General features: G+C 68.3%; 7 protein-coding genes. 2 read left to right on the top strand and 5 right to left on the bottom strand.

Going from position 1 to position 6,474, the window contains the following annotated elements; all coding sequences use genetic code 11:
- Window positions 1–455 precede the first annotated feature (455 nt).
- The 3 genes from ACZ4VT_RS28105 to thyX all read right to left on the bottom strand — a co-directional run bounded on the left by ACZ4VT_RS28105 (window position 456) and on the right by thyX (window position 4,133).
- A complete protein-coding gene (locus tag ACZ4VT_RS28105) occupies window positions 456–2,141 on the bottom strand; it encodes a ribonuclease J (protein ID WP_362804164.1) in 1,686 nt (561 codons plus the stop codon).
- 122 nt (window positions 2,142–2,263) lie between these two features.
- Window positions 2,264–3,163 (bottom strand): 4-hydroxy-tetrahydrodipicolinate synthase, encoded by a 900-nt coding sequence (gene dapA, locus ACZ4VT_RS28100; protein WP_467953735.1) that lies wholly within the window; start codon window positions 3,161–3,163, stop codon window positions 2,264–2,266.
- Between the two features lie 229 nt (window positions 3,164–3,392).
- Entirely contained in the window at window positions 3,393–4,133 is a 741-nt protein-coding gene (gene thyX, locus ACZ4VT_RS28095) for an FAD-dependent thymidylate synthase (RefSeq protein WP_362804169.1), read from the bottom strand.
- Between the two features lie 212 nt (window positions 4,134–4,345).
- Between thyX and ACZ4VT_RS28090 the strand changes: the two genes are divergently transcribed.
- Together ACZ4VT_RS28090 and ACZ4VT_RS28085 are read left to right on the top strand one after the other, a co-directional pair.
- Window positions 4,346–4,585, top strand: coding sequence for a hypothetical protein (locus ACZ4VT_RS28090; RefSeq protein WP_467953733.1), 240 nt, complete (start codon window positions 4,346–4,348; stop codon window positions 4,583–4,585).
- A gap of 48 nt (window positions 4,586–4,633) precedes the next feature.
- A complete protein-coding gene (locus ACZ4VT_RS28085) occupies window positions 4,634–5,206 on the top strand; it encodes a hypothetical protein (RefSeq protein ID WP_467953731.1) in 573 nt (190 codons plus the stop codon).
- A 35-nt stretch (window positions 5,207–5,241) separates the two neighbouring features.
- Here ACZ4VT_RS28085 and ACZ4VT_RS28080 read toward each other — a convergent pair whose 3' ends face one another.
- Both ACZ4VT_RS28080 and dapB read right to left on the bottom strand, forming a co-directional pair.
- Window positions 5,242–5,694, bottom strand: a complete 453-nt coding sequence (locus tag ACZ4VT_RS28080) for a tetratricopeptide repeat protein (protein WP_362804174.1) — start codon at window positions 5,692–5,694, stop codon at window positions 5,242–5,244.
- Window positions 5,695–5,701: 7 nt separating this feature from the next.
- The gene (gene dapB / locus ACZ4VT_RS28075) at window positions 5,702–6,454 is read right to left on the bottom strand and encodes a 4-hydroxy-tetrahydrodipicolinate reductase (protein ID WP_361766140.1); all 753 of its coding nucleotides are present in this window, start codon (window positions 6,452–6,454) and stop codon (window positions 5,702–5,704) included.
- Window positions 6,455–6,474: the final 20 nt, after the last annotated feature.

Below are 6,474 nucleotides of genomic sequence, written 5' to 3'. Positions count from 1 at the left end.
TTTGGCACGCTGTTGAGTTCTCAAGGAACGGACGCTTCCTTTGTACTCACCCACAGCTACATTCGCTGGGGCTTTCCTCCGGGCTTTCGTTCTGTGTCTTGCTGTGTTCTTGCGTTTCCGACTCTATCAGACTCTTTCGTGTCCGACTTCCTCGGTGCTTTCCAGTTCCTGCGCTTTCGCGCTTTCCCTTTCCGGCGATTCCGACTCTATCAGATTCTTTCCGGGCCGTTTCCGGCTGGATTCGAATTCCGATGGCCTTCGGAGGGCCTTTCCCTTATCGGGCGGAGCAGACTTTATCAGGTCTCCCTGGTCTGGATTCACACCCGCTCGCGCGGATCGGCCGGACACACGTGTGTGCCCGGATGTCGTGCGAGGTGGAGACGTAAACGTACTGGAGCGGGGCCCCCGGATGCAAATCCGGTTGCCCCGCTCCCCGTCCGGCGTTACGGCGAGGCTCAGACCTCGACGACGACCGGGAGGATCATCGGGCGGCGGCGGTAGCCGTCCGAGACCCACTTGCCCATCGTGCGGCGGATCAGCTGCTGGATCTGGTGCGGCTCTGCGACGCCGTCGGCCGCGGCGCGGGCGATGGCTTCCTCGATCTTCGGGATGACCGTTCCGAAGGCCGAGTCGTCGATGCCGGAGCCGCGGGCCTGGATGTTCGGGCCGCTGACGACCTTGCCGGTGCTGCTGTCGACCACGACGTAGACCGAGATGATGCCCTCGTCACCGAGGATCTTGCGGTCCTTGAGGTGGACTTCCGTGACGTCGCCGACCGAGAGGCCGTCCACGTACACGTAGCCGGCCTGGACCTTTCCGGAGATCCGGGCCTTGCCGTCGATCAGGTCGACGACCACGCCGTCCTCGGCGATGACGATGCGGTCCTTCGGAACGCCCGTCATGGCGCCGAGCTCGGCGTTGGCACGCAGGTGGCGCCATTCGCCGTGGACCGGCATCAGGTTCCGCGGCTTGCAGATGTTGTAGAAGTACAGCAGCTCGCCGGCCGAGGCGTGGCCCGAGACGTGCACCTTGGCGTTGCCCTTGTGCACGACGTTGGCGCCCCAGCGGGTCAGGCCGTTGATCACGCGGTAGACCGCGTTCTCGTTGCCCGGGATCAGGGACGACGCCAGGATCACGGTGTCGCCGGGGACGATCCGGATCTGGTGGTCGCGGTTGGCCATGCGGGACAGGGCCGCCATCGGCTCGCCCTGGGAACCCGTGCAGACCAGGACGACCTCGTGGGCCGGCAGGTCGTCGAGGGTCTTGACGTCCACGACGAGACCGGCCGGGACCTTCAGGTAGCCGAGGTCGCGGGCGATGCCCATGTTGCGGACCATCGAGCGGCCGACGAAGGCGACCCGGCGGCCGTACTCGTGGGCTGCGTCGAGGATCTGCTGGATGCGGTGCACGTGGCTGGCGAAGCTGGCCACGATGATCCGGTTGTGGGCGTTCGCGAAGACCGTGCGCAGGACGTTGGAGATCTCGCGCTCGGGCGGGACGAAGCCCGGGACCTCGGCGTTCGTCGAGTCCGAGAGGAGGAGGTCGATGCCCTCTTCGCTCAGACGCGCGAAGGCGTGCAGGTCGGTGAGGCGCTTGTCCAGCGGGAGCTGGTCCATCTTGAAGTCGCCGGTGGCGACGACCAGGCCCGCGGGGGTCCGGATCGCGACGGCCAGGGCGTCGGGGATGGAGTGGTTGACCGCGATGAACTCGCAGTCGAAGGGGCCGAGGGCCTCGCGCTCGCCTTCCTTCACCTCAAGGGTGTAGGGGCGGATGCGGTGCTCCTGGAGCTTCGCCTCGATGAGGGCCAGCGTCAGCTTGGAGCCGATCAGCGGGATGTCCGGCTTCTCCCGGAGGAGGTAGGGGACGGCGCCGATGTGGTCCTCGTGACCGTGCGTGAGGACGATGCCCTCGATGTCGTCGAGGCGGTCCCTGATGGACGAGAAGTCCGGCAGGATCAGGTCGATGCCCGGCTGCTCCTCCTCGGGGAAGAGGACGCCGCAGTCGACGATCAGCAGGCGACCGTCGAACTCGAAGACGGTCATGTTGCGGCCGATCTCGCCGAGACCACCCAGGGGGGTGACTCTGAGGCCGCCCTTGGGCAGCTTCGGCGGCGGACCGAGTTCCGGATGCGGATGGCTCAAAAGTTTCTCCTCACCACGCACGCCACGTACCCGGAAGGCACGTGGCGCGCATGTCATTCGTGCACTTGCTGTCGTCTGTTCTGTATTTGTTCGTCTTGCTTATTCAGTTGTGAAGTCTGTTGTCAGAGCTGTACCCCGCCGGCGGCAAGATCGATCTTGAGCTGCGCCGTCTCTTCGGCGGTCAGTTCGATCAGCGGGAGCCGCAGCGGGCCCGCGGGCAGGCCCTGCAGGTTCAGCGCGCCCTTGGTCGTCATGACGCCCTGGGTGCGGAACATGCCGGTGAAGACCGGGAGCAGCTTCTGGTGGATCTCGGCGGCCTTCTGGACGTCTCCGCCCAGGTGGGCCTCCAGCATGGCGCGCAGCTCGGGGGTGACCACGTGGCCGACCACGGAGACGAAGCCGACCGCGCCGACCGACAGGAGCGGCAGGTTCAGCATGTCGTCGCCCGAGTACCAGGCCAGTCCGCTCTGCGCGATGGCCCAGCCGGCGCGGCCGAGGTCGCCCTTGGCGTCCTTGTTGGCAACGATACGGGGGTGCTCGGCCAGCCGTACCAGAGTTTCCGTTTCGATCGGGACACCACTGCGGCCGGGGATGTCGTAGAGCATGACCGGCAGCTCGGTGGCGTCGGCGATGGCCGTGAAGTGCCGGTAGAGGCCCTCCTGCGGCGGCTTGCTGTAGTACGGGGTGACGGCGAGCAGGCCGTGGGCGCCGGTGCGCTCGGCCTGGCGGGCCAGTTCCAGGGTGTGCCGGGTGTCGTTGGTACCGATGCCGGCGACCACGTGGGCGCGGTCTCCGACGGCTTCGAGCACGGCTCGTACGAGGTCGTTTTTCTCCGCGTCGGTGGTGGTCGGCGACTCACCGGTGGTGCCGTTGATGATCAGGCCGTCGTTGCCTGCGTCCACCAGGTGGACGGCGAGCTGCTGCGCGCCGTCGAGGTCGAGTGCGCCATCCGCCGTGAACGGCGTGATCATGGCGGTGAGGACCCGCCCGAAGGGGGTCTGCGGAGTCGAGATCGGAGCCATGGGTAACACGCTACTCGCTGCCATGCTCGCGGTGTCCCCTCGGGGGACGTCAACGGGGTGTGCCGCCCGGCGGCGGCCGGGGGGAGGTCTTGGACGCCGGCACTGCCTGCTCGGGGGTTCAAGCAGTGCCGGGTCCGTTTGATCAGCCTAGATGAAGTTTACGAAACGTCGCAATACGGACACTTAGGACTTGGCGCAGCACATCTGTACGCCGCAGGAGCAACGGGCCTTACGGGGCAACGCGCCCGTTGCCGTTGTAGGCCGCGTACGTGAGCGGCATGAGCTTCGCCCAGTGCTGCTCCATCTTCTCGCCGACCATCTCGATCTCCCGCTGCGGGAAGGACGGCACCGCCGCGAGCTCGTGCTGCGTGCGCAGGCCGAGGAAGTGCATCAGCGAGCGCGCGTTGCAGGTCGCGTACATCGAGGAGAAAAGACCGACCGGCAGGACCGAACGGGCAACCTCCCGGGCCACGCCTGCCGCGAGCATCTCCTGGTAGGCCTCGTAGGCCCGCACGTAGGAGTCCTCCATGACGCGGCCGGTCAGCTCCTGCTGCGCCTGGGTGCCCTCGACGAAGACGTACTTGCCCGGGCGGCCCTCCTGGACCAGCTTGCGCTCGGCGTCCGGGACGTAGAAGACCGGCTCGAGCTCCCTGTAGCGGCCCGATTCCTCGTTGTACGACCAGCCCACGCGGTGGCGCATGAACTCGCGGAAGACGAAGATCGGGGCGCTGATGAAGAAGGTCATCGAGTTGTGCTCGAAGGGGCTGCCGTGGCGGTCCCGCATCAGGTAGTTGATCAGGCCCTTGGAGCGCTCCGGGTCCTTCTGCAGCTCCTCCAGGGACTGCTCGCCGGCGGTGGAGACGCGCGCGGCCCACAGTACGTCGGAGTCGGCGGCGGAGTGCTTCACCAGCTCCACCGTCACGTCACTGCGGAAGCTGGGTTTCAGATCTGAAGCGGCGGTCTCGCTCACCGGGGGTCCTTCCAAACGTGCGTTCCTGGGGCGCGCCCACTCTACGGCGCCCCTCGCGGGTCCTCGCGCAATCGCACGCGAACGGCGGACCCCGCACAGCTGACGCACAGCCATGAAATCTGGTGAATGTCCCGAAATCCGGCACCGATTGACCGGCTCGTTCGTCCTACCAGGAGAACGCACACCCATCCATCCCGAGGAGATTCGCTCTGATGTTCCTCCGGCGTGAAGCCGTCCCGTTCGCCTTCGTCTCCGAGGCCGACCGTTTCCGAAGCAACGTCACTCCGCCGCCGCGCGAGCGTCTGAGCCGGACCCAGATGGCCGCCCGTAGTCTGGTCGGACTGACCGTGGTTGCGGGGCTCGCCGGCTCACTGCTCTTCGGTATGCCCGCACTGCAGCCGAGCAAGGCACCGGAGAAGTCGCAGCAGTCGGAGGCGGCCGAGGGGCGGTAGCCTCACGGGCACAGCCCAACCGAACGTGCATGTGAGTGAGGTCCAGCCGTGCCCCTGCCCTTCCTGACGGCCGACGGCGTATCCGATGCGGATGACGACGGCGACGGCGACGATGTCCTGGCCCATGCCGACCACGACCGCTGGCGCCGGCCCTACCGCCCCGGCCCCTGGCGCGTGGCCATCTCCGCGCTGCTGCTCCTGCTGTCCGCCTTCATGCTGCTGGCCACGATGATCATCGCGTTCGCGGGCGCGTGGAGCGGTGCCGTCATCTGCCTGGCGGCCGCCCTCGCGGTCGTCGCGTCGGCCGTGCAGACGCTGCGCGTGGGCGTGTGGGTGAGCCGTGCGGGACTGCGCCGGGTGGGGTTCTTCGTGACCCGCACGGTCAAGTGGAGCGAGATCGCGGAGCTCCGGACGGTGCAGCAGCCGGTGCGCTGGCTCGGACTGCCGAGGACCGTGCAGGGGCAGGCGCTGACGATGTCCGGGCACGGCGGCGCGCAGTTCGCCGCGCCGGTGCTGCTGACCGACCACAACGCCGATTTCCTGTCGCGGGCCGAGGCCTTCGACCGGGCGGCCGACACGGTGGCTGCCTGGGCCGACGAGTACCGGCCCGTGCCCGCCTGATCCGCCGCGGCGCGCCCGGGAAGCCCGTACAGGAGTCAGACCTGTACGGGCTTCTTGTCGTGCAGGGCGATCGCCCGCTGCATGGCCTTGCGCGCCCGCGGGGTGTCCCGGGCGTCGTGGTAGGCGACGGCGAGCCGGAACCAGCTGCGCCAGTCCCCCGGCGCGTCCTCGGTCTCGGCCTTGCGGCGCGCGAAGACCTCGTCGGCGGAATCCCGCAGGATCCGCCCGTACGCGTCCCGCTCCAGCTCGTCGACGGGCAGTCCGCCCTCGGCCTCCAGTTCGGTGGCGAGGTGGTTGGCCCGGGTGACGAACTGGGTGTTCTTCCAGAGGAACCAGACACCGATGACCGGCAGGATCAGCACGGCCACTCCGAAGGTGACGGTGAGCCAGGTGCCGTGCCCGATCAGCATCAGGCCCCGGCTGCCGACCAGGACGAAGTAGACGACCAGGACGGCGGCCGTGAGGAAGTACGTGATCTTCGCGCGCATCGTGGAATCAGCCCAGGTCGAGGAAGTGTTCCAGGCCGAAGGTGAGGCCCGGGGTCTGCGTCACGCGGCGCGCGCCGAGCAGGATGCCCGGCATGAAGCTGCTGTGGTGCAGGGAGTCGTGACGGATGGTCAGGGTCTCGCCCTCACCGCCGAGGAGCACCTCCTGGTGGGCCAGCAGTCCGCGCAGGCGGACGGCGTGCACCGGTACGCCGTCGACGTCCGCGCCGCGGGCCCCGTCGAGGGCCGTGGCGGTGGCGTCGGGCTGCGCGCCGAGGCCGGCCTCGGCGCGGGCGGCGGCGATGAGCTGCGCCGTGCGGGTCGCCGTACCGGAGGGGGCGTCGACCTTGTTGGGGTGGTGCAGCTCGACGACCTCGACGGACTCGAAGTAGCGGGCGGCCTGGGCGGCGAACTTCATGGTGAGGACGGCACCGATGGAGAAGTTCGGGGCGATGAGCACACCGGTCTCCGGGGAGCCGGCGAGCCAGGTGTTCAGCTGGGCGAGGCGGTCCTCGGTCCAGCCGGTGGTGCCGACCACTCCGTGGATGCCGTGGCGGATGAGGAAGTCCAGGTTCCCCATCACCGAGGCCGGGGTGGTCAGCTCGACCGCGACCTGGGCGCCGGCCTCGGCCAGCGTCTCCAGCTTGTCGCCGCGGCCGAGGGCGGCCACCAGCTCCATGTCGTCGGCGGCCTCGACCGCCTTGACCGCCTCGGCGCCGATGCGGCCCTTGGCGCCGAGGACTGCCACGCGCAGCTTGCTCATGTTGCTTCCTTACTCACGTA

The sequence above is a fragment of the Streptomyces sp. NPDC029164 genome, from assembly GCF_055563995.1.
This window is presented reverse-complemented; position numbering and strand designations above follow the sequence as displayed.

Coding starts and splice junctions, on each gene's coding strand:
- dapB (WP_361766140.1), bottom strand. CDS start 6,454: ATGAGCAAGCTGCGCGTGGCAGTCCTCGGCGCCAAGGGCCGCATCGGC.
- ACZ4VT_RS28080 (WP_362804174.1), bottom strand. CDS start 5,694: ATGCGCGCGAAGATCACGTACTTCCTCACGGCCGCCGTCCTGGTCGTC.
- dapA (WP_467953735.1), bottom strand. CDS start 3,163: ATGGCTCCGATCTCGACTCCGCAGACCCCCTTCGGGCGGGTCCTCACC.
- ACZ4VT_RS28090 (WP_467953733.1), top strand. CDS start 4,346: ATGTTCCTCCGGCGTGAAGCCGTCCCGTTCGCCTTCGTCTCCGAGGCC.